The following is a 25,444-nucleotide window of genomic DNA, read 5'->3' as shown; positions in this document are numbered from 1 at the left end:
GACGGTCGGTGGCCCGGGGCGCCGCACACGCGGACGCCCCGGGACCGGCTCAGCGCGGGAGTTCGAGCGTCGTCGGCACCAGCGGAACCGAGGCCTCGCCGGTGTAGACGAGGAAGGTGAACGACTCCTGGAAGTACAGGTTCACCGTCTCGGCGTCGTGCGAGAGGTAGCCGATCGACAGATCCTGACCGACCTGCAGGTCGTAGTCGCCGCCGCGCGTGGTCAGCACGAACGCGCCGTCGATCGCCGGGGCCCAGATGAGATCGCCGTCGATGAGGCGGCGCAGCTGTTCGCGGATCGGGTAGCCGTGGTCGGACGTCTCGCTGACCTTGGTGTACTCGTCGGCGCCGAGCAGGATCGAGTACGGGCCACCCACACCCGCCAGTCGCAGCTGCGACAACGCCTGGCTGATGATCTCCGGGAAGTCGCGGGGATCCTCGGGTAGCTGCAGGGACGGGTTCGACGACGACGCCCGGATGCCCTCGATACCCGCGGCCGCGTAGCCCTCGAAGATCGCGCGGTCCTCGGCGAAGGCGATCTGGCGGGCCGCTTCCTTGACGGGGTCGAGGTCGATGTCGCGGGAACCGCGCTCGACGCTGTCGATCTCCTCGCGCGACAGGGTGAACGGCACCCGCAGTTCGACGACCGGCGCGACGCGGTGCTGGCGTGCCCGCACCCCGGCGGCCGGGGGCTCGATCTCACGGGTGCGGCCGAGACCCACCGCCGCGAAGTCGGTGCCGTGCGGTCCGGAGAAGTCGACCACGGTGCGCCCCGCGACGTGTCGCTTGAAGGTGCGCGCGGCCTCCTCCTCGATCTCGGTCCATGCTGCCTCGGAAATCGGGGCGAGGTCGCGATACAGATTGTTCACAGGGTCGAACTCCTTCGCAGAGCGCCAATTCCGAGTGATCCGTCGGCCGGCCGGCCGGCGGTCGAGGCACTCGAATCTTCATGTGAGGGAATTTCCGCCGGTGACGGCGGAAGATCTTCGAGGAACTCCAGCGAGGGGCAGAAGAACAGCGAGCCCGTCACCGCGGTGGAGAAGTCCAGGATGCGGTCGGTGTTGCCGGGCGGGCTGCCCAGGAACATGTTGCGCAGCATCTGCTCGGTCACCTCCGGAGTGGCCGAGTAACCGATGAAGTAGGTGCCGAACTCGTCGGCGCCGAAGCTGCCGAACGGCATGTTCGCGCGCACGATCTGCTGCTCGACCCCGTTCTCGTCGACGATCACGTTCAGCGCGACGTGCGAATTCGCGGGTTTGGTCTCGTCGTCGAGCTCGATGTCGTCGAGCTTGGTCCGGCCGATCGCCCGCTCCTGCTCCTCGACGGTCAACGAGTTCCACGACGCGAGGTCGTGCAGGTACTTCTGGACGACGACGTAGCTACCGCCGGCGAAGTCCGGATCCTCGTCGGAGACCAGGGCCGCCTCGACGGCCTCGTCGTCCTCGGGGTTCTCCGTGCCGTCGACGAAGCCGAGTAGGTCGCGGCGTTCGAAATAACGGAAGCCGTGGGTCTCGTCGACGACCCGCGCCGCTCCGCGCAGCCGATCGTTGATCTTCGCGGCGAGTTCGAAGCACAGGTCCATCGTCGACGCGCGGAGGTGGAACAGCAGGTCGCCGGGGGTCGAGGGTGCCTGGTGCCGACCGCCGTCGAGCGGGACGAACGGATGCAGTCCGGCGGGCCGGGGGCCGTCGAACAGCCGGTCCCACATGTCCGAGCCGATGCCGGTGACGACCGACAGTCCGCCCTCCGGGATGCGGAAACCGACCGAGCGGCGCAGGCCCGAGAGATCTTCGAGCAGATCCCGCACGGTGTCCTCTGCGCCCTCGTCGACGGTGACGACGAGGAAGATCGCCGCTTCGGTGAGCGGGGTCAGTATCGGTTGTGCACGAACCACTCGGACAACGCTAGTGCACCCCGACGAAACAGGCATTCGCGGCACGCCGACGTTCGTCACTGCACAACTGCAGCGTCAGGGCACCATCCAGCCCAGTACCGAGGTGGACTGCAGCCACACGAGGACGGCGAGCACCGCGAGACCGGCGATGCTCAGCGGCCAGATCCGGCGCATGAGCAGTCCGTCCTTGCCGGACAGTCCCTTCACCGACGACACCAGCGCGAGGTTCTGCAGTGCGATCGGGGTGCCGGTGGTGCCGCCGGCCATGTTCCCGGCGACCAGCACGGTCGGGTCGAGTCCCGACTGCTGGGCCGCGGCGACCTGCAGGCTGCCGAACATCGCGTTGGAGGCGGTGTTCGAGCCGGTGACCACGACGCCGAGCCAGCCGAGCACCGGCGACAACAACGCGAACGCCACGCCCGCACCGGCGAGGAAACCGCCGATCGTGGCGGTCTGCCCGGACAGGTTCATCACGTACGCGAGCGCGAGGACCGCCATCACCGTCGCGAACGACCACCGCAACTGCACGACCGCCGCGACGAAGCATCGCACCGCGTCGGCCACCGCGACCTTCAGCACCGGCATCGACAGCAGCGCGGCGACGAAGACGAGGCTGCCCGGGGCGGTGAGCAGATCGATGGTGAAGGTCTCCGCGGTGGGAACGTCCCCGTCGGCCGTGGTCACGTCCACACCCGGCCAGGGGAACGACAGGCTCGCGTTCGACAGCAGCGACGCCACCGGACCGAACCGGCTGACGAGGAAGACGACCACGATCAGCGCGTAGGGGGCGAACGCCTCGACGACGCGTCGTCGCGAGTCGTGGATCCGGTCGGCCGCGGCCCGGCGGGCCTCCCGATGCGTGGGGTGCACCTTCACCGCGACCAGCAGCACGAGCAGACCGGCCACGGCGCCGGCGATGTTGCTCAGCCCCACGGTGAGGTAGCTCGCGCACACGAACTGGGCGGCGCCGAAGGCGAGTCCGACGATGAGCGCGACCGGCCACGTCTCGCGGACACCGCGCCACCCGCCGACCACCGCGACCAGCACGAGCGGGACGAACACCGCGAGCAGGCAGACCTGACGCGCGACGACCGGTCCGATCTCGTCGATCGGGATCTCCGACACGCGCGACATCGTCAGGATCGGTGTGCCCATGACGCCGAGCGGGGTGACGACCGAGTTGGCGAGCAGCGACGCCGCAGCAGCACGCACCGGCGGCAGACCGGCACCGATGAGCACGACGGTCGCGACGACGATGGGGGTGCCGAAACCGGCGACCGCCTCGAGCAGCGCGCCGAACAGGAAGGCGATGACGATGGTCAGGATCCGCGGATCCGGGGATATTCGACCGAAGGCGCGGGTGAGGACGTCGAAGTGCCCGGATTCGACGGTGAGCCGGTACACCCAGACGGCGTTGACCACCGTCCACATGATCGGGAAGAGACCGAAGACCGCACCTTCGACACCGGCGCTGAGCGCAGAGCCGACCGGCATGCCGTAGACGGCGGTGCCCACGATCAGGGCCACGACCACCGCGATTCCCGCGGCCGAATGCGACCGCAGCCGGAAGACGGCGAGCAGGACGAGCATGGTCAACAGCGGGAGTACCGCCACCAGTGCGGACCACGCGAGCGACCCGCCGACCGGCGCGATCGGCTGAACGTATGCACCTGTCACTGCATCACGACCGGTGTGTCTCCACGGCGGTGCGGATGGTGGCGGCCGTGCCGTCGAGCACGGTCCGATTCGGTGTCCGCCAGTCGGCGCGGATCCCGAAGCCGTCCCCGGCCCTGCGCGGAACGAGGTGCAGATGGACGTGGAAGACCTCCTGGCCGGCGGCCACGCCGTCGGCGAGGAACAAGTTCACGCCTTCGATCGGGAGGTCGGACGCGCGCATCGCCGTGGCGATCCGTTGCCCCGCCGCGAACACCTTCGCTCCGTCGTCGGGATCGAGCTGTGCCAGTCCGGAGGCGTGCCGCTTCGGGATCACGAGCAGGTGACCCGGGGTGAACGGGCGGATGTCCATGAATGCGAGCACGTCGGGTTCGTCGAGTACGACGCTGGCCGGCGACTGCCCGGCCACGATGGCGCAGAAGATGCAGTCCGTCACCGTGGCGTGGACTCCTCCGCACGCGCCGGTCCGCGCGCGGTTTCGAGCAGGCGCAGCAGTTCGCCCTGCACCGCAGGACGGTCGCGCACCGGATCGTCGCTGTGCGCGAGGCACAGCATCGCTTCCTCGACGGCCGCGACGAGCAGATGCGCGAGCACCGACGTCCGCGTGCGCGACGCCTCGTAGGTGTCGGGATCGAGGGTGACGAGCATGCGCTCGATGGCCTTCAGCGAGGAATGCCGGTGGGTCTCGCGGACCTCGGCCCAACCGAGGACCGCGGGGGCTTCGATGAGCAGCAGCCGGCGGGTCGCGGGATCGTAGACGGCGTCGAGCGAGGCGAGCACGGCCTGGGTGAAGCCCTCCCAGGGGTCCTCGACCGGTTCGGCCGGGACCAGGGAGCTCTCCGCCTCCTTCTGGATGCGTTCGATGACGCCGCGGAACAGATCGCGCTTGTCTGCGAAGTGGTGGTAGAGCGCACCGCGCGTCACCCCCGCGACCGAGACGATCTCCTCCGTGGCCGCCGCCGCGTATCCGTCGCGCAGGAACACCTCGCGCGCCGCATCGAGCAGCGCGGTGCGTGTTCGCGCTGCGTCACGCACCCGACCCGTATTTCCCGGTTTCACCGACACTTCGTTCTCCCCTGCTGATACCGCCACCCCCATCGGACACTCCCCCCGGCAGTCGGTTCCCGTGATTCCTGTCGAATCGGCTTCCTACAGAATCGGCGCCGGCGTGTACTTCGCTGCTTCCGGATACTGCGTTACGAGGTCCTGCACCGCCGCGACGACCGCTTCGACCTGCGCGACCGCTGCTCCGGCGAAGACCTCCCGGTCGGCCAGTGCCGCGTCGAGCGCGGCGCGGTCGAGCGGAAGTCGGCCGTCGGCGGCGAGACGGTCGAGCAGATCGGGTTCGCGACCCTCCTCGCGCATCGCGAGTGCGACGGAGACCGCGTGCTCCTTGATGACCTCGTGTGCGGTCTCGCGACCCACCCCGGCCCGGACCGCGGCCATGAGGACCTTGGTCGTCGCGAGGAACGGCAGGTACCGCACGAGTTCCTTCTCGATCACCGCCGGGTAGGCACCGAACTCCGCGAGGACCGTCAGGAAGGTCTCCATCTGGCCGTCGATCGCGAAGAAGGCGTCGGGCAGGGCCACACGCCGGACGACCGAGCAGAAGACGTCGCCCTCGTTCCACTGCGCGCCGGCGAGTTCGGCGGCCATCGACGCGTACCCGCGCAGGACGACCTGCAGGCCGTCGACGCGCTCGCACGAGCGGGTGTTCATCTTGTGCGGCATGGCGGACGACCCCACCTGGCCGGGCTGGAAGCCCTCGGTGACGAGTTCGTGGCCGGCCATGAGCCGGATGGTGTGGGCGAACGACGCGGGGCCGGCGCCGACCTGCACGAGCGCGGAGAGCACGTCGTGGTCGAGCGAACGCGGGTAGACCTGGCCGACGCTGGTGAAGACGTTCGCGAAGCCGAGATGCTGCGCGACCTTCTGCTCGAGCTGCGCGAGCTTGGCGGAATCACCGCCGAGTAGGTCGAGCATGTCCTGTGCGGTGCCCATGGGGCCCTTGATCCCGCGCAGGGGGTAGCGGGCGATCAGTTCCCGGACGCGCTGCAGCGCGATGAGCAGCTCGTCGGCGGCCGACGCGAAACGCTTGCCGAGGGTGGTGGCCTGCGCCGCGACGTTGTGCGAGCGACCGGCCATGACGAGCGAGGCGTACTCGGTGGCGCGCTCGGCGAGGCGTGCGGCCACGGCGACACCGTGGGAGTGGACGTGCTCGAGCGACCGCAGGATCTGCAGCTGCTCGACGTTCTCGGTGAGGTCGCGGCTGGTCATGCCCTTGTGGACGTGCTCGTGACCGGCGAGGGCGTTGAACTCCTCGATGCGAGCCTTGACGTCGTGACGGGTGACGCGTTCGCGCTGTGCGATGGACTCGAGGTCGACCTGCTCGACCACGCGTTCGTAGTCGGCGATCGCCTCGGCGGGAACGTCGATCCCGAGTTCGGCCTGCGCCCGCAGCACCGCGAGCCACAGCTGCCGCTCGAGCACGATCTTGTACTCGGGCGACCACAGGTCCCGGAGTTCGGGGCTGGCGTAGCGGGTGGCGAGGACGTTGGGGATGTGGCTCACACAAGTGAGTTTACGGTCCGGGTCTGCTCCCACATTCCCCGACCTCAATCCTCGACCGGGGGCGCGACGGTCTCGACGACGTCGAGCAGGATGCCGCGCGCGAGCGAGCGCGGGTCGGGATCGAGCTCGCCCAGTCCGCCGAGGACCGCGCCGTCGACGACCGCCACGAGCCGGCGCACCTCGCGGGGCCGCACCGATCGGCAGCAGCGTTCGAGCAGGTCGGTGAGCAGGTGGTCGATCTGTTCGCGCATGCGGACCTGCACGTCGCGCAGTTCCGGATAGCGGGCCGTGGCGACGCACCGTTCGTACCGGGAGATCAGGCGTTCGCGGTCGATGCCGCCGTCGCAGTCCCGCGGTCCGATGAGCAGTTCGACGATGAGATCGGCCGTGCCCTCGAGGCTGCGCGGGAGCGGCTCGATGTCGCGGACGCGCTCGCGCATCGCGTCGAGTTCCCGCTCGCTGTTGTAGTCGACCGCGCATGCGACGAGGTCGTCGAGCGATTCGAAGTAGTAGGTGGTCGACGCGAGCGGCAGGCCCGCGCGGGTGGCGACGGCCCGGTGCCGGACGGCGTCGATCCCCCCTTCGAGGATGAGGTCGGCCGCTGCCTCGACCAGCGCCTGACGGCGCCGTTCGCCCTTCGGGGTCGCAGCAATCGACACCTTCTCATGGTGACAGTCCCGAGCGTCTCACCAGGGGAAAACGGAATTGGAGACCAACCGGTACCATTGCGCCCGCCCGCGCGTGTCGAGTCCTCGGCGGGCGCCGCCCCGCGAGTAGGTCATCGAACGATCGGAGCCGTACCGGATGAGACGTCGACGCTTTCTGCAGGCATCGCTTCTCGGGGCCGCCCTGGCGGGTGCCGGCGCCGCGGCCCCGGGCCTGTCCGGTCTCGGCCTCCCGCGTGCGGATGCGCTGCCCGTCGGGGTCGACGAGTACCGCCGTCTCGTGCCCGAACTGTTCGTTCCGCCGCCCGCCCCGCCGGCGCATTCCGAGGTCGTCGTGGTGGGCTCCGGTTTCGGTGCGAGCGTCGCCGCGCTGCGCCTGGCCGAGGCCGGCAACCGCGTCACGATGCTCGAGCGCGGCATGCGCTGGCCCCGCGACCCGCACCGCGAGATCTTCACGACCGACCTGCTCGCCGATGGTCGCGGCTACCACCACCGCACCCATTTCACCGGGCCGACGGGCATCCCGGTGGTGTGCGACGACTTCGCCGGCGTCCTCGACGTGGTCGACTACCCGAACATATCGGTGTGGCGCGGCGCCGCGGTGGGCGGCGGATCGATCGTGTTCACCGGGGTGATGATCGCTCCCGAACGGCACTTCTTCGAGCACGTCTTCGGCGGACGTCTGTCCTACGACGAGATGACGTCCACCTGGTACCCGAAGGTGCGCTCGATGCTGCGCCTCGACCCGATGCCCGACGACATCTACAACGCCGCCGAGTTCACGCATTCGCGGCGGTGGGACGACGACGCGCGCGCCGCCGGTTACAGCCCGCACCGCATCGACGGCATCTGGGACTGGGACGTCGTGCGCGCCGAACTCGCCGGCTCGGTCCGCCGGTCGGCCGTCGCGGGCGAGAGCAATCTCGGCAACTCGAACGGCGCGAAGTTCGATCTCACGCAGAACTACATCCCGGCGGCAGAAGCCACCGGGCGCACCCTGGTGTGCCACGGTCACCGGGTGCTTGCGATCGGTCAGGACGGCGACGGCCGCTACCGGCTCGACGTGCAGGCCGTCGACCCGACGGGGGCGGTGCTGCGCACCACCACGATCACGTGCGACCGCCTCGTCCTCGGCGCCGGATCGATCGGCACCACCGAACTGCTCGTCAAGGCCCGGCACACCGGTTCGCTGCCGAACCTCGACGAGCGTGTCGGCCGGGGATGGGGCACCAACGGCGACGCGGTGCTCGTCCGCTCGTTCGCGCTCACCGAAGGTTTCGGCGGCGACCAGGGCGCGCCGTCGGCGTCGCGGATCGTCGACGAGTCCGGTCTGCCGCTGAGCCTCGAGAACTGGTTCGTCGCGGGCACCGCGAAGGACGTCGGGATGCTCGCCTCCCTCGGCATGACCCTCGACCCCACCCGCGCCGACTTCGCGTACGACCCGGGTGCCGATCGAGCGGTTGTGAACTGGCCGGCCGGTGGCGAACGCGAGAGCGTCGACGCCCTGCGGGCCGTGCACAACGCGATGGCACAGGCCGGTGGCACGATCCCGGGCGCATCGCCGATGGCCGAGGACGTCAACGCGACCTTCACTGCGCATCCGCTCGGCGGTGCGGTGCTCGGCGAGGCGACCGACGATTACGGCCGCGTGCACGGCCATCCCGGTCTCTACGTCGTCGACGGTGCGCTGATCCCGGGCAGCACCGGCACCGCGAACCCGTCGCTGACCATCGCGGCGCTGGCCGAACGGAACATCGCGCGGATCATCGCCGACGGGCGGTGATCACGAGACGGGCAGCCATCCCGCCAGCCGGTCGAGCGCCGCGGTGACGTCGGCGGTCGATCCCGCGAACGACAGTCGCACGGTGCCGTCGCCGCGCACGGTGTCGAAGTCGACGCCCGGTGCGAGCGCGAGACCGGTGTCGTGCAGCAGCCGGGCGCACCACGCGGTCGAGTTCTCCCCGTCGAGCAGATGCCCGATATCGGCGTACACGTAGAACGCGCCGTCGGCCGGTGCGAGTTTCGTGATGCCGAGGTCCGGTAGCCCTTCGAGCAGCAGTTCCCGGTTCACGGCGTAGCGGGAGACGTGCCCGTCGAGTTCGGTGCGGGCCTCGGTCCCGAACGCCTCGATCGCCGCGAACTGGGAGATCGACGGCGGGCACACCGTCATGTTCGACGCGAGTCGCTGCAGGGCCGGCCGCATCCTCTCGGGGGCGAGCATCCAGCCGAGCCGCCAGCCGGTCATCGAGAAGTACTTCGACACCGAGCCGATCACTACGGATTCGCGGGAGGTCGCCCAGGCCGTGGAGGTCGCGGGTGAGCCGGGCGTATCGAATTCGATGCCGTGATAGATCTCGTCGGAGACGAGCAGGCTGCCGTGCTCGTCGCACCAGCGTGCGAGCGCCGCGAGTTCGGACGGTTCGATCATCGTGCCGGTCGGGTTGGCGGGGCTGGCGACGACGATTCCCGCGGGCGGAGCGTCGAGTTCCTCGAGCATCGCGACGGTGGGCTGGTAGCGGGTCTGTGGGCCGCAGTCGAGTTCGACGACGCGACAGCCGAGCGCGGCGAGGGTGTTGCGGTAGGCCGGGTAGCCCGGGCGGGCGACGACCACGGTGTCGCCGACGTCGAAGGCCGCGAGGAACACCAGGGTGAAGGCGCCGGACGAGCCGGTGGTGACGACGACGTCGTCCGCGTCGACGTCGATGCCGTACTTGTGGCGGTGGTACGCCGCGATCTCCTCGCGTAGCGGCAGGATGCCGAAGGTCTCCGTGTAACCCAGCAGTTCGGCGTCGATCGCGAGGTTGGCGGCGCGGAGCACGGGAGCGGGTGCGGGGGTCGACGGTTGTCCGGCGGCGAGACTCAGGACGTCGCCGTGGGAGCGCTGCCGCTCGGCGGCCGCCTTCCACACATCCATGACATGGAACGTCTCGATACCGGAGCGTTGGGATTCGGGGCGCACGTCGACGACGGTAGTACGCCCGCGTCGTTCGTCAGAGCCGGACGCGCTGAAGTCGGGTGAGGGCGCCCCACGCGATCGGATAGTCCTGACGATCGACGACCTTCACGGGCGCGACCTCCGCGTCGGTGGCCGCCTCGTCGGCTTCCGGCTCCGGCTGCGGCACGATGGGCAACAGCAGATGGGAGTCGAACTGTCCGCCGGCGTGCACGATGTGGAAGCCCTTGTTGATGGTGCGGTCGTGCCCGACGCGCGGGTTCTCGTCGAGGTCGTGGCCGGCGATGACGAGCACGAGGCTCGATCCGGCCTCGAAGAAGGTGCTGTGCGGCATGATCTCGATGTCGACCGGCACGATCTGCTCGGGCAGCAACGGCCAGTACTTCGTCCGGTCGTGGACGGGCCGGTAGGCGGTGGAGGCCTCCGGGTCCAGCGCCCGCCGCGAGACCCGCATCCATCCGTGGGCGACGAATCCCTTCTCGTAGCCGCCGTGGCCTTCGAACCACACGTCGCGGCCGTGCTCGTCGCGCTTGGCCAGCCCGACGAACAGGTCCATGTCGTTGGCGTCCTTCGCCTGCACCCACAGACGTAGCGCCGCGTGGCCGGTGATCTCGGTGTCCTCGTCGAAGGTGTGGGTGAAGACGAGTTCGTCGCCCGCGACGGGGAAGGTGCGGCGGAACTGGCGGCTCTCGCACGGGGTGGTGCTCAGGTCGGCGTTCGCGTGGTCGAGGTGGAGTGCGACGTAACGGGTGTCGGGGACCGGCCACTCGGACTCGAGGCGTTCGGAATAGGTCCGCAGGTCGTGGCGGGTCTCGAGGCGGATGCGCGGGGTGTCCTCGAAGCCGTTGTCCTCCTCCTTGAGGAAGCGGTCGAAGAATCGTCGCTGGTAGTCGAGGGCCTCGTTGCCGTAGAAGGTCTGCCACATCTTCCGGCCGTGGGTGTAGAGCCACTTGTGCTCCGACCCGATGCGGCGGTAGCCCTCGACCGAACCGCGGGCCCGCGGGCCCTGATCGGACCACGAGACCCCGACCAGGGCGGGCACGGTGATGTCCTCGAGCCGGGGCGGCGGAGCGACGTGGCGGAAGAAGTCGGGGAACCGGCGCAGCAGCCACGGGGTGAACCGCCGGAGAGAGGCGGCACCGCAGCGGGCCCCCGTGTTCATCGCGCTGTACCAGAACGCGCTGTAACGGGTCTCGGGGATGCCGCCCTGGGTAAGGATGTCGCGGCAGGGATCGCTCACCCCCTCCCAGGGCGCGATGGCCGCGAGACCGGGCGGATCGAGCGCGGCGGTGTACCACTGCAGCGTGGCGAGATAGTCGGCACCGGCGAGGCCGACCCGGCCGTTGCTCCACTCCTGATCGCCGGCCCATTCCACGACGGAGGCGCAGTCGAGCGCGGCCCGGCCGAGCAGCAGTCGGGGACGTCCGCCGCTGGCGTGGTAACCGCGCATGTCCGCGACGACGAGGACGTAACCGCGAGGAACCCAGTAGGCGGGGTCGGGCGCTTCGAAGGAGGTGCAGTCGCTGATCTCGAGATCGCCGACGTGGTTGCCGGATTCGGCGAGTTCGTCGAAGTCGACGGGATAACGGTCGACACCGGCGTCCTTGCCGTAGGGGGTGACGGTGACCAGCACGGGGCAGCGCTCCTGCGCACCGGAGCCGGCAGGGCGGTAGACGTCAGCTCTCAGTACGGTGCCGTCGCCCGTCCGGATGGGCACGTCGCGCTCGACGAGGACGTCGTCCGGCAACCCGTGGACGACGACGTGGTGGTGCCGTAGCGGTGTCGGGTCCAGCGTCGGCGTTCGTCTTCGAGAAACCATGCAGTCACCCCTGGCGGCATCAAAGATGCACCGAGTGTGCAACATACACTCGGTAGGTGCAAGGTGAAGGACGAGGGTGAGACGCTAGACCGAGATCCGGCCCTCGACGGCCGCCAGACCGATGTCGCGGCGGAAGTGACCGCCCGGCAGCTTCACGTCGGCGAGCCGATCATAGGCAGCCTCGCGCGCGGATGCGAGATCGGCACCCACACCGATCACGTTGAGCACGCGTCCACCTGCGGAGACCAGCGCGCCGTCCTCGCGGCGCCTGGTGCCGGCGTGCAGCACCGTGTCGCCCTCGGCGCCGGTGATCACGTCGCCGGTGCGCGGAGTGGACGGGTAGTACTCGGCGGCGAGCACCACTGTCACCGCGGCGCCGTCCTTCCAGCGCAGCGGCGGGAGCTCGGCGAGCGTACCGGTGGCGACCGCGTTCAGGGCCTCGCCCAGCGGGGACTCGAGCAGGGCGAGCACGGCCTGGGTCTCCGGGTCGCCGAAACGGCAGTTGAACTCGACCACGGCCGGGCCCTCGGCACCCATCGCCAGACCCGCGTAGAGCAGTCCGGAGAAACCGCATCCGCGGCGCACCATCTCGGCCGCGACGGGCTCGACGACCTCGGAGACGATCCGCTCGACGCTGCCCTCGGGCAGCCACGGCAGCGGAGTGTAGGCGCCCATGCCGCCGGTGTTGGGGCCGGTGTCGCCCTCGCCGACGCGCTTGTGGTCCTGCGCCGGGAGCAGCGGCACGACCGTCTCGCCGTCGACGAGGCAGAACAGCGAGACCTCGGGGCCGTCGAGGAAGGACTCCAGCAGGACGGGGTGCCCGTTCTCGAGGATCTCGGCGGCGTGGTCGCGGGCGGCGGCGCGCTCGGTGGTGACGACGACGCCCTTACCGGCAGCAAGACCGTCGTCCTTGACCACCCAGGTCGGTCCGAACCGGTCGAGCGCTTCGTCGAGGGTCGCGGGAGTGTCGACGACCTCGCTGTGGGCGGTGCGCACACCGGCGGCGGCCATGACGTCCTTCGCGAATGCCTTCGATCCCTCGATGCGTGCGGCAGCGGCCGACGGCCCGAAGCAGGGGATACCCGCGGCGCGGACGGCGTCGGCGACACCGAGGACGAGCGGAACCTCGGGTCCGATGACGACGAGGTCGGCCTTCTGCTCGGTGGCGAGGGCGACGACGCTGTCGGCGGAAGCCGCGTCGACGGGGAACAGCTCGGCGACGTTCGCGATACCGGGGTTGCCCGGCGCGGCCAGCACGGCGGTCACGCCGGGGTCGCGGGACAGGGCGAGAGCAAGAGCATGTTCACGGGCACCGGAGCCGATAACGAGTACGCGCACGCAGGACAGACTACGGGACCGGTCTCCACACGAGATCGGCGCGGGAGCGCGTGCGCTGGACGGCTTCCGCATTGGGCAGATCGACGGTCCGCACCCATTCGCGTGCTCCGTCGTCGTCCCGTCCGTGGTGGCGGTGCCGGCGCACGAGACGTCGGGTGAGCGTGCGGCGGGGTGCGTCGATGTAGATGACGAGGTCGAGCAGCGGGCGGATGTGTTCCCATCCTCCGGTCTCGAACATCAGGTAGTTGCCCTCGGTGACGATCACCCGCGCGTCGGCCGGCACGGCGTGCACCGCCGCGATCGGTTCGTCGAGCGGCCGGGAGAAATCCGGGGCGTAGATCGTTTCGCCGCGGCACTGCCGCACCCGGCTCAGCATGTCGCGGAAGCCGGCGACGTCGAAGGTGTCGGGCGCTCCCTTCCGGTCCCGCGCGCCGAAGGTGTCGAGTTGCCGGTTGGACAGGTGGTAGCCGTCCATCGGCACCTGCCCGGTGGAGACCCCTGCGCACCGGAGGGCGTAGACGAGCAGCGCCGCGGCGCGACTCTTCCCGGCGCCCGGCGGCCCGCACAGACCGACCACCGTGCGCCGATCCGCAGGGAGTCCCACAAGGACGTGTGTGACGAGTTCGTCCACGAGCACGCGCAGCGGCGCTTCCCGCGCACTCCCGTCACCTCCCATGAGCCCGACGATACGACCGCCCGCGACCGTCGGAGTCGCGGTGAGCTCTCGACACGCCCACCCGACCGGTCTATCGTTATTTCGTAAGTTCGAAATTACGAACTAACAACCTCGACACGGACGGATATCGCCATGCCGAACAGGATCGGAACCACCCTCGCCGCGACGAGCGTCGTGATCGCGCTCGCCGGATGCGGACAGACCGGACCGTCGGAACCCGACGTCGCCGCACCTTCCGGCGCCGGGACCTCCGCACCGACCGGTGAATGCGCGCCCACCCCCGCCGCCGACGTGACCACCGCCGAAGGCTGGATCGGCTACCTCGCCGAGAACTCCGACACGGTCGCCATCGCGGTCGACGACGGCAACGGCGGGACCTTCGAACAACGACCCGACGAACGGCAACCGCTCGCGTCGGCCGTGAAGGTCGTGCATCTCGCCGCCTATGCCCGCGCCGTCGCAGCCGGTGAACTCTCCCCCGACGAGCGCGTACCGCTCGCCGACTGGGAACGCTGGCATCTCCCCGACACCGACGGCGGCGCACACCCCCGGGCTCTCGAACGGCTCGGTGTGAACGGCCCGGAGGACACCGTCACCCTCGACGAGATGGTGTCGGCGATGATCCAGGAGAGCGACAACGCGGTCCCCGACTACCTGCGCGACCGGCTCGGCGACGACGCCCTGCGCGAGGCCGCCGCCCAGGGCGGCTGGGACGACTTCACACCGCCGACGATGCTCGGCAACACGCTCGCGCTGCTCGACCCGACGCTCGACGACTCGTCGGCGGTCTGGGACGCCGCGCGCCGCTATGCCTCCGAGCCCGCCTACCGCGTCGAAGCGGTTCAGCGCCCCTTGCCGGAGGATCTGTTCGCCCGGGTCGACCGCGTCCAGCGCTTCGACAACACCGGCTCGGCCGCCGAACTCAGCGCCCTGCACCGCGCGATCGCCGACGGTTCGTTCGGTGCCGGCAGCGACCTCGCGCGCACCCACCTCGAATGGCAACCGTCCACGGCTCCGGGATTCGAGGGAGTCGGATTCAAGGGCGGCAGCCTGCCCGGCATCCTCACCGACGCGGTCACCTTCCGCCGCGACGACGGCACGATCGCGACCACGGTGATGCTCGCGTCCGGTATGTCGGACAGTGACTATGCGGGAGCCCTCGAATCGTTCGCCCACCAGGAGATGCTCGCCGCGGCAGCGAACGATCCCGATTTTCTCGAGCGGATACGCTGCGCGATGTGAGCGACGGCGACGTGAACGACGAGTACGAGGCCCGTCTCGCGGATCTCGAACGCCGTGTGCGGATCCTCGAGGGCGACGCGACCCGCCCGGGCACCGGGGACGGTCCCGCGGCGGACGTGGCGGCGGGCACCGGGTCCGTGACCTACGGGGGCGCGGTCTCCCTGCACGGGAACGTCCGCTGGAACATCGAGTACGACGCGGGCGCATCCCTCGCACTCGATCCCGTTCCCGTCGCCGCCGTCCTCGACGCCCTGGGCAACCCGGCGCGACTGGCGATCGTGCGGACCCTGCTGCGCGGTCCCGCCACCGCCACCGAACTGCAGGAGGCCACCGACCTCACGTCGACCGGCCGGCTCTACCACCATCTCCGTGCCCTGTCGGCTGCGCGCGTGGTCGAACAGGAGAGCCGCAACCGCTACCGGATCGCGCCGGAGAAGGTCGTGCCGCTGTTGGTCCTCACCGTCGCGGCGGCCGATGTCGGGGAACAGCTCCGGTGAACACGGTGTCCCTTATCCTCCCGGTATGACTTCCGTGTTCAGCAAGATCATCGCCGGTGAGCTGCCGGGCCGTTTCGTCTGGCAGGACGACGACGTCGTCTCGTTCCTGACCATCAACCCCTTCACCGAGGGGCACGTGCTGGTCGTGCCGCGGCAGGAGGTCGACCACTGGCAGAGCGTGGACGACGACCTGTGGGCGAAGGTGAACGACGTCGCCCGCATCCTCGGCCGCGCCGTCACTGCCGCCTTCGACGCCCCGCGCGCCGGCCTGATGATCGCCGGCCTGGAGGTCCCCCACCTGCACCTGCACGTCTTCCCGGCCTACTCCCTCGGCGACTTCGATTTCGCGACGGCCGAGAAGGATCCCTCCCCCGAATCGCTCGACCGCGCGCAGCAGAAGATCAAGGACGCGCTGCGCGAGCAGGGTCACGGCGAGCACGTCCCGGACTGATCTCCGGCGGGCGGGATATCGGCGGAACAATTCCGACCGGTATCCCGTTGAGTTCCTCGTGTCTTCTACTCCACCGAGTTCCCCAGCTACTCCACCGAGTTCCCCAGCCCCGGCGGGTACGACCGAGCCGCAGGCCGCTGCCGCACCGCGCGCCGGTCTGCTGATCGCCGTTCTCGTCGGGGCCGCATTCGTCGTCATCCTCAACGAGACGATCATGAGCGTCGCGCTGCCGAAGCTGATGGTCGAGTTCGACGTCGGCGCAGCCACCGCCCAATGGCTCACCACGGCGTTCATGCTGACCATGGCCGTCGTCATCCCGATCACGGGTTACCTGCTCACCCGGCTGTCGCTGCGCACGGTCTTCGCGATCGCGATGGGCAGCTTCCTGCTCGGCACCCTGATCGCCGCGAGCGCACCGATCTTCTCGGTCCTCGTGCTGGGTCGTGTCGTCCAGGCCGTGGGCACCGCGGTGATGTTGCCGTTGCTGTTCACGACGGTGCTCAACCTGGTTCCCGCCGATCGTCGCGGACGCACGATGGGCGTGATCTCGATCGTCATCGCGGTCGCGCCCGCGGTCGGCCCGACCATCGGTGGCGTCGTGCTCGACCAGCTGAGCTGGCGGTGGATGTTCTGGCTGGTGCTGCCGATCGCCGTCGTCGCGACGGCACTCGGCCTGAGCTGGATCCGCAACGTCACCGAACCGGTCGCGGTTCCGCTCGACGCGCCGTCGGTGGTGTTGTCGGCCCTCGGGTTCAGCGGTCTCGTCTTCGGCCTGAGCAGTCTCGGTGAGGCTGCCGAGGGCGATCCGCTCATGCCGCCGTGGCTGCCGCTGGTCGTCGGCATCGCGTCGCTGACGGCCTTCGTCCTGCGTCAGATCCGCCTCGGCGACAGCGCTCTGCTGGACATGCGCGCGTTCCGCACCCCGGCGTTCTCGCTCGCGGTCGCACTCGTGTCCGTGAGCATGATGTCGCTGTTCGGCACCCTCATCCTGCTGCCGATCTACCTGCAGAGCGTGCTGGGTCAGTCGACGCTGACCACCGGCCTGATGCTGCTGCCCGGTGGCCTGGTCATGGGTCTGCTCGGCTACATCGTCGGACGCCTGTTCGACCGGTTCGGTCCGCGGCCGCTCGTCGCACCGGGCGCGATCATCGCCTGCGTCGCGATGTGGGGCATGACGACCTTCGATGCCACCACCACGATCGGCACGGTCATCGCGTGGCACGTGCTGCTCAACATCGGCCTCGCGTTGATGTTCTCGCCGCTGCTGACCTCGGCGCTCGGAGCACTGCCGCGGCGGCTGTACTCCCACGGCAGTGCCATCGTCAGCACGATGCAGCAGGTCGCCGGCGCTGCCGGTACGGCGTTGTTCATCACGGTGCTGACCCGCACGAGCGTCGCGGGCGCCGAGAGCGCGGGCGATCCCGCCGCTGCGCTCGCGGACGGTGTCCACGGCGCTTTCACGTGGGGCGCGGTGATCGCGGTGATCGCGGTCGTCGGCTCGCTGTTCGTCCGACGGGCCCCGGAGCCCGAGGCGGATGCGGTGGAGGTGCCGGTCCCCGAGACCGCCGGAACGCATTAGCCGGCAGTACACACCGGCCCGGCAATCACGCGCCGGTCGTCACGACTTCCTGTTCGACGGGAAGCGTGGCGGCCGGCGCGTTGCTGTCCGCACACGGTTCGCGGAGGAAGGCGTCCAGTTCGGCCCACGAGGTATCGCGCGCGGCGCTGCCGGTGAGCATGCCGAGGTGCGTTCCCGGGACGCGGACGAAGCGCACCTGCGTGCCGACGAGCAGCCTCGTGACGGGCTCGACCGCCGGGACAGGGGCGAGCACGTCGTCCTCGCCGCCGAACGCGAGCACCGGCACCGTGACGTCGGCGAGGTCGACGACCCGGTCGCCGAGGTGCAGACGTCCGGTGGCGAGTTCGTTGTCGATGGTCACGCTCGTCGCGAGCTGGTGGAACACGCGTCCCGCGTAGCCGTGGATCTCGTCCTGGAACCGGTCGACGCGTTCCATCCGCGCGAGCGTCTCCGCGTCGGCGAGGTGCGTCGCAACGAACCACGGACGCTGGATCTCGCGTTCGATCGCGGTGAGACGGTAGGCCGTGCGGACGATGGGTGCGGGTACGCCACCGAAGACGGCGTCGAGCAGGCCGAGTGCGGGCTCGGCGACGAACCGGCCGACGAGCCGGGGCAGCGCCATCAGCGGGATCGCGGAATAGTCGAGTGGACTGCCGAATGCCGTCAGCGACCGCATCGGCAGGTCGGGATGCGCCGCGGCGGTGAGCATCGCCAGCGTGCCGCCGATGCTCCACGCTACGACGTCCACCTCGCGGTTCCCGCACAGTTCGGACGTGCGGGCGATCGCTTCGGGGATGACGTCGTCGATCCCGAACTCGAGGCCGAGGTCGCGGTCGTCGGAGGTCATCTCGCCGTATTCGACGAGGAAGACGCTGCGGCCGAGCTCGAGCAGGTGCTCGACGAGACTGCGGCCGGGCATCAGGTCGAAGCAGGTGGGCGACGCGGCGAGCGGGGTCACGAGCAGCACCGGCGGACCGGCGTTCTCCGGGCCGAAGCGACGCAGCGTCCGGTGGCGACCGTCCCCGACGACCACCGAGGGAGTGCGATGGGGCGGCGCGATTCCGTCGGCGACGAACAAAGACCACGCGTTCCGCGCGGCCTTCCCGACCACGTCCGTGATCCCCATGTGTGACTCCTCCCCGAGTCGGCATACCTGCTTGTTGCGCGTGCTCACGATAGTCGTGGGACGTCGGGGCCCGCGCACCGGACGAACCGGACGGCACGACGACCCGCCTCGGAGAACCTGTCCGACGGCAGTGCTATCAAGTGGTGCATGACGTGCTCACAGTGCAACCACGATCTCGACCACTGCCACGGCACCCTCGTGATCCACGCCGATACTCGGGTCGACTGCACCGAACCCGACTGCGTCGACTTCGAGATCGTGCGGCACACCCTCGTTCTCGACTGCACCGAACTGCACGGCGGATGCTCGTGCACGGTGATTGCGCAGGAATCACAGCTGCTGCGCGTGTCCTGAGCAATTTGCCAATACTCGCCCGGGATTCCTAACCTCGACAGAGGTGGCCGCCGGTCGGCCTCCCGGACGAGCGCACCGTACCCGGCCAGCGACAAGACGGTGCAGGAGCGTTGTACGTCATGGCCTGGATCGTTCTCGTCCTCTCCGGTGTGCTCGAAGCCGTGTGGGCCACGGCCCTCGGCAGATCTGCCGGTTTCAGCCGGCTCACCCCGACACTGGTGTTCGTCGTCGCTCTCGTCCTGAGCATGGCCGGGCTCGCGTATGCCCTGCGCACCCTGCCGGTCGGGACGTCCTACGCGATCTGGGTGGGTATCGGCGCCGCTCTCACGGTCGGATATGCGATGGTCACCGGCACCGAGGCCGCCTCGCTGCTGAAGCTCGCACTGATCGCGGGCATCGTGCTGTGCGTCGTCGGCCTCAAACTCGTGCACTGACCTTCTCGGACACCGACCTTCTCGGACACCGACCTTCTCGGACACCGACGTTCTGGAGCACTGACCGTTACAGTCGGTTCCATGAACCTCGGGTCCGTACTCGTGATGCCGGTGCGTGTGGGTCTGACCGCCGCCGAGGCCGCCCTGAGCGTCGCCGAGACGGTCGTCGGCACAGTGCGGGTCGCGGTGTCGCCCACCACCTACTCCGCACTCGGCGCGGTCGGCCTGCCCGACACCCGCAGTTCGGTGGGTCTGCTGCAGCAGATCTCGAAGCTCACGTCGGAGGACCGCGGACTCGGTCACGCGCTGCGTCCCGGTGGTCCCCTCGACCGGTTGCTCGCGCCGGGTGGTCCCGTGGATCGGCTCACCGAGCCGGGTGGCCTGCTCGATCGGTTGCTCGAACCGGGCGGACCCGTCGACCGGCTCACCGCACCGGGTGGTCCCCTCGACCGGATCCTCGCCGACGACGGTGCCCTCGACCGCCTCGTGTCGGAAGGGGGTCTGCTCGATCGCCTCACCGCGCACGACGGCCCGCTCGAGCGGCTGCTCGCCCAGGACGGGGCGGTGGAGCGGCTCACCGCACCGGGCGGCATCGTCGACGTGGCGATCCGGCCCGGCGGGGTCGTCGAGCGGGCTCTCGCCCAGGGCGGCGTCCTCGACGTCCTGCTCTCCGAACAGGGCGCCCTCGAACGACTGCTCGCCGAGGGCGGTCCGCTCGATCAGATCGTCTCGCTCTCGGAGACACTCGCGCATCTCACGCCCGGCATCTCGCAGATGAACGCGAGCATCGACATGCTGCAGGAAACGGTCGAGCTGCTGCGCGGGGCCGTCGGTCCGCTCGGCGACCTCGCCGGCCGCCTTCCCGGGCGTTGGCTGCGCAGCGGCAAGGGCGAACTGCTTCCGCCGCCCTGACGCGGTTCCGCCGTTTCAGCGATCGGAGCGACGGGATGCGACCAGTCGGGCAGCGTCGGCCGAGGCCCGGCGCGCTGCCGCGAACAGATCATCCCCCGTGCCGAGCAACGCGGCGAGCGTGCCGGCGAAATGATCGCCGGCCCCCGTCGTGTCGACGACGTCGACCTGCGGGACCCGCAGATGTTCGATCGCGTCCTCGGTTCCGACCACGACGTCCTCCCCACCCCGGGTGATCACCACGGTGTGCACCTGTTCGAGCAGGCGGGTCACGATCTCGTCGAAGGGGGTCCCTGCGGGAAGACCCGCGTAGTGCAGGGCTTCCTGCTCGTTGAGCACGAGCGGATCGGCACCGGCGAGGACGTGTTCGTCCAGGTCGATCACCGGGCTCGGGTTGAGCACGAACCGGCGGTCGTGATCGCGCGCCCACTGGGCGGCGGCCCAGGTCACCGCGGGGAGCAGTTCGAGTTGGGTGAGCACCACCGCGGGATCGAGGGCATCGAGTGCGGTGGTCACGTCCTCGGCCTTCAGCAGCGAATTGGCCTCGGGAACGACGACGATCCGGTTCTGCCCGTCGTCGGAGACGATGATGACGGCCCGACCGGTCGGCCCCGGTGTGGTGCGCAGATGGGAGGTGTCGACCCCGGCCCTCTGTTGCACGCCGCGCAGCACGTCGGCGGCATGATCGCTGCCCACCGCGCCGACGATGGCGGTGGGAGCCAGCCGGGCAGCACCGATGGCCTGGTTCGCGCCCTTGCCTCCCGGATAGGTGCGCAGATGCCGGCCGAGTACCGTCTCGCCCTCTTCGGGAGCACGTGCCACGACGACCGTCAGGTCGAGGTTCAGCGATCCCACGACCGCCACCACGCATCGACTCGACTCGGTCACGGGTCGAGCCTACGACCGATCGACCCGCGGGTGCGGACCTACGATCACTGTCCCTTCGTGTCCGGTTCCAGTTCGGGGCAGACGATGTGGACCACCTCATCAGCCCAGGACTCCCCCACCTCGCCGTGACGCAGATAGGCGCCGAGATACGCGCCGACGAGCATCGAGACGGCGGTGTCGACGTCGATGTCCTTGCGGACCGCGCCGGACTCGATGGCGGTGCGGAGCACGTCGGCGACGACCTCGCTCCGGGCATTGATGATCTCGCGGATCGGCTCGGTGAACTCGGGTTCCTGGTCGGTGAGCAGTGCGCCGACACTGCCCATGCCCACCTCGTTCGACAGTCCGCGACGGATCAGCTCGAGGGTCCACTTGACGCGGTCGTAGACGCACAACCCGTCTGGAACGCACGGTGAGGCGACCTGCGAGTGCAATGCCGCGTCGAGGATCTCCTCGCGGTTCGCGTAGCGCCGGTAGATCGTCGTCTTCGCGACGCCCGACAGCGCCGCGACCGCCTCGACGGTGACGCGGTTGGGTCCGTGAAGGCGCAGGATCTCGAGCGCGGCCTTCACGATGCGTGCGTCGGTCCCGGCACGCTCCTTGACGGGGCGCCGCGACGTCAGGGCCACGGACTCCGTCTCGACCTCGCCCACCATGTCTACATCCTCCTCGCGCGGGCATACACCCGCAGGATTCCCGAGTCTCCCCGAAAAGGCGACCCCGAATCAAACACTACGAAACGATACGCTACGATGAGCGTATCGTTCCAATCGTCGACGAAGGGGAACGCATGACAGATATCTACACACCGACACCCGGGCACTACACCGACTCCGAAACCGTCCTCGAGAGCTATCGCACCTACGACGCCGTCGAGCGGGCCATCGACCACCTGTCCGACGAAGGCTTTCCCGTCGAATACCTGCGGGTCGTGGGCCAGGGAGTCACCACCGTCGAACACATCGAAGGCCGCATGACCAACGGCAAGGCCGCCCTTCGCGGCGCCGCCGCAGGCGTCTGGACGGGCTTGCTCTTCGGTCTGCTCCTGGCACTGCTCCTGCCCGCCACCGGCATGGCCACCGTGATCCTCGCCGCTGTCGTCTTCGGCGCGGTATGGGGCGGATCACTCGGCTTCTTCACCCACTGGAGCACCGGGGGACGCCGCGACTTCGTCTCGAGAAAGAGCATCGAGGCCTCGCGCTACGACCTCATGGTCGATTCCGAGTTCGTCGATCAGGCGCGCGAGAAGCTCGCACTGCGCTGACCGACCATTGTTTCTCCGATTCGAGAACCTCTTCGCCCACGCCGCAAGGCGTGGGCGAAGTCGTTTCCACAGGAAAGAACAACGCAAAAGGGATGTTTCGCCCGAATCTCCACATTCGTCCGATGCGGATAATCCGTGTTTGCCCGGTCATTTCTTTCCACTGATGGCATGATTCGAGTTATGGCCGGATCGTCGAATACTCCCCCGAAGCCTGCTGTGGGCTCGAAGGTCGTCGTACGCGCGGGTGTCGCGGGCGACAAGGCCTGTCCCGGCACGATCGTCGAAGACTTCGGTCCTGCACAGGAAGCCGTGGGCGACAAGCTGGGTCGCGACTGGGCGCCCGTGCGCCGCTGGGCTGTGGCACTCGACGACGGACGGCTGATATTCGTCGATATGGACGCATTCGAATCCTCGAAGTCCTGATATCCGATCCAATTCGTCACTTCCGTATTCACACGCCCCTGCAGTGACATGTGAGGGGTGAAATGCCGGGTGAACTGCACCGGATCCGTTAACGCTCGGTGTGCCCGAACCGTTCTCCGGATATGACATGGATCGGTTGGCCGCTGCTCGGATGGTTCACGGCATCCTCGGTGGTCGCCCTCGTATTCGGCCGCGTCGCCGCGGCCCGCGACCTTCACGAGGCGCCGCGCACGATCGCGCCGGTGATCGACCTGTCCGACCGCCGAGCACTCCGCCTCGGTGAACACCACCGGCCGGAGCAGGACGGCAACGGCCCGGCAACCCTCCCGGAGCCCTATCTTCCGATGTAAGTTGTCCTTCTCGCCTTCGACGGGACAGGGATCCGGTCCGGGCGAACACCCGCCCGTGCATGTGTGCCTCCCGGATCGAGGGACGATGACCGCAGACCGCCTCACCCCGGTCCCGCCCCGCAACGGCGCCGGGAACACGGCACTGATCTCGGGGATCGTCGCGCTCGTCTTCGCCTTCGTACCCGTCATCGGCGACTTCGTCGCGATCCCGGCAGGTCTGGTCGCAGTGGTGTGCGGATGGATCGGTCTCGAACGGGTCGACAAGGGTACGGCGACGCACCGTCGCGAAGCTCTGATCGGTGCCTGTCTGGGCGCTGCGGCACTGTTCGCCGTATTCGTGGTCTTCGCAGCGGTTCACAGCAGCACCGGATGAAACAGGCCCGCGCGGTACGCGACGGGCCCTACTGGAGCCCCCTGTCAGGATTGAACTGACGACCGCTCGCTTACAAGGCGAGTGCTCTACCACTGAGCTAAGGAGGCACAGAACTCGACGGTCGCGGACGACGCGTGAGCGACGCCATCATATAGCGCGTCACACTCCCGGCGCGCACCCACCCGCCTTCGTTACGGTGGATTGCATGCCCACCCTCCCCGTTTCCCCCAGCCGTACCGGAGGCCGCGGACGGTGAGCCGCTTCGACGACTTCCTCGATCGGGTTCTCGGTACCCGCCGCGCGACCATCGACGCGGTCACCGAGGCGCCCGCGCCACTGCAGCCGATCGATCTGACCGACGATGCAGTGGTCGCCGAGGCGCTCGACGTCGCCGTGCGTGTCGGCGAGGTTCTGCTCGCCTCGGGCACCGGCGCGATCGACACCGCCGAACAGGTGCGGTTCGTCGCCGCCACCTACGGTCTGGCGCAGTGCGACGTCGACGTCACCTACAACTCGATCGTGCTGTCCGCCTATCGCGGACCGACCATGCCGCCGTCGAGCACGATGCGGGTGGTGCACTACCGCTCGATGGACTTCACGCGACTCGCGGCCGTCGACCGTCTGACCCGCCGCATCCGCCGCGACGCGATCTCCCCGGCGCAGGCGCACGAAGAACTGCTCGCCATCACCACCAAGGCGCATCCGTACAACCGCTGGGTGGCGACGATCGCGTGGTCGGCAATGGCGGCCTCGATCTCCGTGCTCCTCGGCGGCGACGCGCTGGTCGCCCTCGTCGCCTTCGGTTCGACGTTCGTGATCGACCGCGTCAACCGCAAACTGAACGCGGCCGGGTTGCCGTTCTTCTTCCAGCATCTGGTGGGCGGCATCGTCGCGACGGCCCCGGCGATCACGCTGTACGGGATACGGGAGACGATCGGGATCGAAGTGTCACCGGGACTGATCATCGCGGCCGGCGTGACGGTGCTGCTGTCCGGTCTGTCGCTCGTGGGTTCGGTGCAGGACGCCATCACCGGTGCCCCCATCACGGCGTCGGCGCGTTTCTTCGAAGTGCTGATGATGACGGGCGGCATCATCGCGGGCGTCGCAACGACCCTGCGGGTCGCGTCGGTGTTCGGCGCCGAACTCCCTCTCATCAGTTACGAGGCACTCCCCGACCTCACACAGCTGCCGACGAAGATCCTCGCCGGTGCCGCAGCGGCGTTGTTCTACGCCCTCGCCTGCTACGCCGAACGTCGCGCTCTCACGGTCGCCGCGCTCGCCGGCGCCACCGGCAGCCTCGGCTACCAGCTCGCGCTCGGGCTGTCGCTCGGCCCGATCATCTCGTCGGCGCTGGCCGCGACCGTCATCGGTTTCGCCGGTGGTCTGATGGCCCGCCGCGCGCTCACACCACCGCTGGTCGTCGCGGTCGCCGGCATCACGCCGCTGCTACCCGGTCTCGCCCTCTATCGCGGCCTGTACGCGATGCTCCGCAATCAGATGGCCACCGGCATGACGGCGCTGTTCTCGGCGTTCGGTATCGGGTGCGCGCTCGCCGCGGGTGTCACGCTCGGGGAATGGCTCGCCCGCCGCACCCGCAACCCGCGCGGTGTCCTCCGCGTCGGTGCGCTGCGTCGCCCGCAGCTGCGGCGTATCCCCCGGATCCGGCTCGACAAGAACCGCCCGGTGTGGCGTCCGGCGCCCGGCCCCGCCACGGGTCCCATCCCGGTGGGATCGCTGCACACCGGCCCGATACCCACAGCTCCCGGGACGGGCCCCCTCGCGACGGGACCGATCGCGACCGGCCCGATACCCACGGGCCCGATCGCGTCGGGTCCGCTGGCCACGGGCCCGATCCCCGTCGCTTCGCACGGGTCGTCGTCGGGCCGGGAGGCAGGATCGTCCGTACAGACGACGAGAGCCACGCTGCGCTTTCGGCGCGGGCGTGACTCTCGGCGGATCTGACGG

27 protein-coding genes, 1 tRNA gene and 1 riboswitch are annotated in these 25,444 nt (G+C 69.3%); of the genes, 13 read left to right on the top strand and 15 right to left on the bottom strand.

From position 1 onward, the window contains the following. Nucleotides 1-49: 49 nt before the first annotated feature. The 7 genes from C6Y44_RS03520 to C6Y44_RS03490 all read right to left on the bottom strand — a co-directional run bounded on the left by C6Y44_RS03520 (nt 50) and on the right by C6Y44_RS03490 (nt 6,797). Nucleotides 50-868 carry a family 1 encapsulin nanocompartment shell protein gene (locus C6Y44_RS03520; protein WP_159416721.1) on the bottom strand — a complete coding sequence of 273 codons (819 nt, stop codon included), beginning with the start codon at nt 866-868 and terminating at the stop codon, nt 50-52. Continuing rightward, nucleotides 865-1,929, bottom strand: a complete 1,065-nt coding sequence (locus C6Y44_RS03515) for a Dyp-type peroxidase (protein WP_192378864.1) — start codon at nt 1,927-1,929, stop codon at nt 865-867. Before C6Y44_RS03515 ends, C6Y44_RS03520 begins: the two co-directional genes overlap by 4 nt. Before the next feature lie 39 nt (nt 1,930-1,968). Then, the gene (locus C6Y44_RS03510; RefSeq protein WP_159416723.1) at nt 1,969-3,570 is read right to left on the bottom strand and encodes an L-lactate permease; all 1,602 of its coding nucleotides are present in this window, start codon (nt 3,568-3,570) and stop codon (nt 1,969-1,971) included. Nucleotides 3,571-3,574: 4 nt separating this feature from the next. Continuing rightward, the gene (locus C6Y44_RS03505) at nt 3,575-4,003 is read right to left on the bottom strand and encodes an HIT family protein (RefSeq protein WP_159416724.1); all 429 of its coding nucleotides are present in this window, start codon (nt 4,001-4,003) and stop codon (nt 3,575-3,577) included. Then, on the bottom strand, nt 4,000-4,602 hold the full coding sequence (locus C6Y44_RS03500) for a TetR/AcrR family transcriptional regulator (protein ID WP_120281417.1): 603 nt from the start codon (nt 4,600-4,602) through the stop codon (nt 4,000-4,002). Before C6Y44_RS03500 ends, C6Y44_RS03505 begins: the two co-directional genes overlap by 4 nt. Before the next feature lie 114 nt (nt 4,603-4,716). Next, complete coding sequence (purB, locus tag C6Y44_RS03495; RefSeq protein WP_159416725.1) at nt 4,717-6,138, bottom strand: adenylosuccinate lyase; 1,422 nt, start codon at nt 6,136-6,138, stop codon at nt 4,717-4,719. 44 nt (nt 6,139-6,182) lie between these two features. Continuing rightward, nucleotides 6,183-6,797 carry a TetR/AcrR family transcriptional regulator gene (locus C6Y44_RS03490; protein ID WP_006551864.1) on the bottom strand — a complete coding sequence of 205 codons (615 nt, stop codon included), beginning with the start codon at nt 6,795-6,797 and terminating at the stop codon, nt 6,183-6,185. A gap of 145 nt (nt 6,798-6,942) precedes the next feature. Between C6Y44_RS03490 and C6Y44_RS03485 the strand changes: the two genes are divergently transcribed. Next, the gene (locus C6Y44_RS03485) at nt 6,943-8,586 is read left to right on the top strand and encodes a GMC oxidoreductase (RefSeq protein ID WP_159416726.1); all 1,644 of its coding nucleotides are present in this window, start codon (nt 6,943-6,945) and stop codon (nt 8,584-8,586) included. On the opposite strand, the gene C6Y44_RS03480 is transcribed toward C6Y44_RS03485, so the two are convergent. The 4 genes from C6Y44_RS03480 to C6Y44_RS03465 all read right to left on the bottom strand — a co-directional run bounded on the left by C6Y44_RS03480 (nt 8,587) and on the right by C6Y44_RS03465 (nt 13,589). Continuing rightward, a complete protein-coding gene (locus C6Y44_RS03480; RefSeq protein ID WP_159416727.1) occupies nt 8,587-9,762 on the bottom strand; it encodes a pyridoxal phosphate-dependent aminotransferase in 1,176 nt (391 codons plus the stop codon). A 31-nt stretch (nt 9,763-9,793) separates the two neighbouring features. Continuing rightward, nucleotides 9,794-11,575, bottom strand: a complete 1,782-nt coding sequence (locus C6Y44_RS03475) for a CocE/NonD family hydrolase (protein ID WP_225623718.1) — start codon at nt 11,573-11,575, stop codon at nt 9,794-9,796. An 84-nt stretch (nt 11,576-11,659) separates the two neighbouring features. Then, entirely contained in the window at nt 11,660-12,913 is a 1,254-nt protein-coding gene (gene purD, locus C6Y44_RS03470) for a phosphoribosylamine--glycine ligase (protein ID WP_159416728.1), read from the bottom strand. Nucleotides 12,914-12,923: 10 nt separating this feature from the next. Continuing rightward, nucleotides 12,924-13,589, bottom strand: coding sequence for a nucleoside/nucleotide kinase family protein (locus C6Y44_RS03465; RefSeq protein ID WP_120281410.1), 666 nt, complete (start codon nt 13,587-13,589; stop codon nt 12,924-12,926). Nucleotides 13,590-13,721: 132 nt separating this feature from the next. On the opposite strand from C6Y44_RS03465, the gene C6Y44_RS03460 reads away from it, so the two are divergent. From C6Y44_RS03460 to C6Y44_RS03445, 4 genes are read left to right on the top strand one after another with little or no spacing between them, the layout of a single operon-like run. Continuing rightward, nucleotides 13,722-14,831 (top strand): serine hydrolase, encoded by a 1,110-nt coding sequence (locus tag C6Y44_RS03460; RefSeq protein WP_159416729.1) that lies wholly within the window; start codon nt 13,722-13,724, stop codon nt 14,829-14,831. After that, a complete protein-coding gene (locus C6Y44_RS03455) occupies nt 14,828-15,328 on the top strand; it encodes an ArsR/SmtB family transcription factor (RefSeq protein WP_225623717.1) in 501 nt (166 codons plus the stop codon). Before C6Y44_RS03460 ends, C6Y44_RS03455 begins: the two co-directional genes overlap by 4 nt. 25 nt (nt 15,329-15,353) lie before the next feature. After that, a complete protein-coding gene (locus tag C6Y44_RS03450; RefSeq protein ID WP_059382450.1) occupies nt 15,354-15,779 on the top strand; it encodes an HIT family protein in 426 nt (141 codons plus the stop codon). A gap of 58 nt (nt 15,780-15,837) precedes the next feature. Further along, complete coding sequence (locus tag C6Y44_RS03445; RefSeq protein ID WP_159416730.1) at nt 15,838-17,358, top strand: MDR family MFS transporter; 1,521 nt, start codon at nt 15,838-15,840, stop codon at nt 17,356-17,358. A gap of 25 nt (nt 17,359-17,383) precedes the next feature. Here C6Y44_RS03445 and C6Y44_RS03440 read toward each other — a convergent pair whose 3' ends face one another. Continuing rightward, on the bottom strand, nt 17,384-18,484 hold the full coding sequence (locus tag C6Y44_RS03440; RefSeq protein WP_159416731.1) for an alpha/beta hydrolase: 1,101 nt from the start codon (nt 18,482-18,484) through the stop codon (nt 17,384-17,386). Between the two features lie 147 nt (nt 18,485-18,631). Between C6Y44_RS03440 and C6Y44_RS03435 the strand changes: the two genes are divergently transcribed. The 3 genes from C6Y44_RS03435 to C6Y44_RS03425 all read left to right on the top strand — a co-directional run bounded on the left by C6Y44_RS03435 (nt 18,632) and on the right by C6Y44_RS03425 (nt 20,184). Continuing rightward, entirely contained in the window at nt 18,632-18,838 is a 207-nt protein-coding gene (locus C6Y44_RS03435; RefSeq protein ID WP_159416732.1) for a hypothetical protein, read from the top strand. A 40-nt stretch (nt 18,839-18,878) separates the two neighbouring features. Then, nucleotides 18,879-18,944: riboswitch (guanidine-III (ykkC-III) riboswitch) on the top strand. A 13-nt stretch (nt 18,945-18,957) separates the two neighbouring features. Next, on the top strand, nt 18,958-19,272 hold the full coding sequence (locus C6Y44_RS03430; protein WP_120281406.1) for a DMT family transporter: 315 nt from the start codon (nt 18,958-18,960) through the stop codon (nt 19,270-19,272). An 81-nt stretch (nt 19,273-19,353) separates the two neighbouring features. Further along, complete coding sequence (locus C6Y44_RS03425) at nt 19,354-20,184, top strand: ABC transporter (RefSeq protein ID WP_159416733.1); 831 nt, start codon at nt 19,354-19,356, stop codon at nt 20,182-20,184. A gap of 15 nt (nt 20,185-20,199) precedes the next feature. Here the strand turns inward: C6Y44_RS03425 and C6Y44_RS03420 are convergent, their stop codons facing one another. Together C6Y44_RS03420 and C6Y44_RS03415 are read right to left on the bottom strand one after the other, a co-directional pair. After that, nucleotides 20,200-21,069 (bottom strand): ribokinase, encoded by an 870-nt coding sequence (locus tag C6Y44_RS03420; RefSeq protein ID WP_159416734.1) that lies wholly within the window; start codon nt 21,067-21,069, stop codon nt 20,200-20,202. Nucleotides 21,070-21,113: 44 nt separating this feature from the next. After that, entirely contained in the window at nt 21,114-21,725 is a 612-nt protein-coding gene (locus C6Y44_RS03415; protein ID WP_159416735.1) for a TetR/AcrR family transcriptional regulator, read from the bottom strand. A gap of 134 nt (nt 21,726-21,859) precedes the next feature. On the opposite strand from C6Y44_RS03415, the gene C6Y44_RS03410 reads away from it, so the two are divergent. The 4 genes from C6Y44_RS03410 to C6Y44_RS03395 all read left to right on the top strand — a co-directional run bounded on the left by C6Y44_RS03410 (nt 21,860) and on the right by C6Y44_RS03395 (nt 23,479). Further along, the gene (locus C6Y44_RS03410; RefSeq protein ID WP_159416736.1) at nt 21,860-22,333 is read left to right on the top strand and encodes a general stress protein; all 474 of its coding nucleotides are present in this window, start codon (nt 21,860-21,862) and stop codon (nt 22,331-22,333) included. Between the two features lie 180 nt (nt 22,334-22,513). Beyond that, nucleotides 22,514-22,756, top strand: coding sequence for a hypothetical protein (locus C6Y44_RS03405; protein WP_026061175.1), 243 nt, complete (start codon nt 22,514-22,516; stop codon nt 22,754-22,756). A gap of 122 nt (nt 22,757-22,878) precedes the next feature. Next, the gene (locus C6Y44_RS03400; protein WP_159416737.1) at nt 22,879-23,106 is read left to right on the top strand and encodes a hypothetical protein; all 228 of its coding nucleotides are present in this window, start codon (nt 22,879-22,881) and stop codon (nt 23,104-23,106) included. 85 nt (nt 23,107-23,191) lie between these two features. Next, entirely contained in the window at nt 23,192-23,479 is a 288-nt protein-coding gene (locus C6Y44_RS03395) for a hypothetical protein (RefSeq protein WP_159416738.1), read from the top strand. Nucleotides 23,480-23,511: 32 nt separating this feature from the next. On the opposite strand, the gene C6Y44_RS03390 is transcribed toward C6Y44_RS03395, so the two are convergent. Beyond that, nucleotides 23,512-23,586: transfer RNA gene (locus tag C6Y44_RS03390), tRNA-Thr, on the bottom strand. Between the two features lie 145 nt (nt 23,587-23,731). Here C6Y44_RS03390 and C6Y44_RS03385 point away from each other — a divergent pair. Beyond that, nucleotides 23,732-25,441 carry a threonine/serine exporter family protein gene (locus C6Y44_RS03385; protein ID WP_159416739.1) on the top strand — a complete coding sequence of 570 codons (1,710 nt, stop codon included), beginning with the start codon at nt 23,732-23,734 and terminating at the stop codon, nt 25,439-25,441. The last annotated feature ends 3 nt before the right edge of the window (nt 25,442-25,444 follow it).

The sequence above is a fragment of the Rhodococcus rhodochrous genome (genome assembly GCF_014854695.1).
Classification (GTDB): domain Bacteria; phylum Actinomycetota; class Actinomycetes; order Mycobacteriales; family Mycobacteriaceae; genus Rhodococcus.
Note: the sequence above shows the minus strand (reverse complement) of the source record. Positions and strands in the feature narration are given on the sequence as shown.